This is a genomic window from Psychrobacter sp. T6-1 (assembly GCF_052258445.1).
Map to the genome: position 1 here is coordinate 1 of NZ_JBQQFC010000587.1, position 934 is coordinate 934.

Annotated in this window: 1 pseudogene; it reads left to right on the top strand. The window is 45.8% G+C overall.

Annotation, left to right across the window (positions count from 1 at the left end):
• Positions 1 to 934, top strand: a pseudogene (locus ACTXGO_RS14770) (hypothetical protein); the annotation flags it as partial.

The following is a 934-nucleotide window of genomic DNA, read 5'->3' on the forward strand; positions in this document are numbered from 1 at the left end:
CGACTGGTAGCACCAGTACCCCAACCACGCTGAGCAACATCGCAGCTGGTACTTTGGAAAGTGACTCAACCGACGCCGTTAACGGTAGCCAGTTGTACACCACTAACCAAAACGTCAGTACCAACGAAGGCAACATCACAACCAACAGAGACAACATCGCTAAGGGTATCAAGTTTAATGTCAATGACTCCTTGCAAAAGACCTTTGACTTGGGCGAAGAGATTAAGCTAAACACAGACAATAACCTAACCACGACGCTATTGTCTACCAATGACGGTATCGAGCTTGGATTGGCACCGAACCTAACCGGTTTAATCAGTGCAGACTTTGGTGGCGTCAACATCTCAACTGAAGGTATTGACCTGAACAACAATCAAATCACAGGTTTAGGTAGTGCAGGTGACATCACACTAGCAACTAACGAGAAAAATGCGGTTAATGCAGGTGATCTAAACAATGCCGTTGGCGGCGTTACCAGTCTTGGCTTTGCATTACGAGCCGCTGACACTAATGAAGTACAGCGCAATCTAGGTGATGCGGTCGACATTGTTGGTTCAAACAACAACATCACTACCCAAGTCATCGATGACAAGATAGCCATTAAGCTCAACAACAATCTAAACCTAGGAGCGCTTGGTACTGTCAAGACAGGGGGTAACGTAATACTTAATACTGTTGTCACTCCTTTAGGTGTCTCAGTCACAGGTCTTAATCCACTTAACCCTGTAACCCTGACTGCTGCAGGTCTAAACAATGCGGGTAAAAAGATCATCAATGTCAAAGACGGAGCGGTTACTAGCAGTAGCCAAGATGCGGTTAACGGTAGCCAGTTGTACACCACTAACCAAAACGTCAGCACCAACGAAGGCAACATCACAACCAACAGAGACAACATCGCTAAGGGTATCAAGTTTAATGTCAATGACTCCTTGCA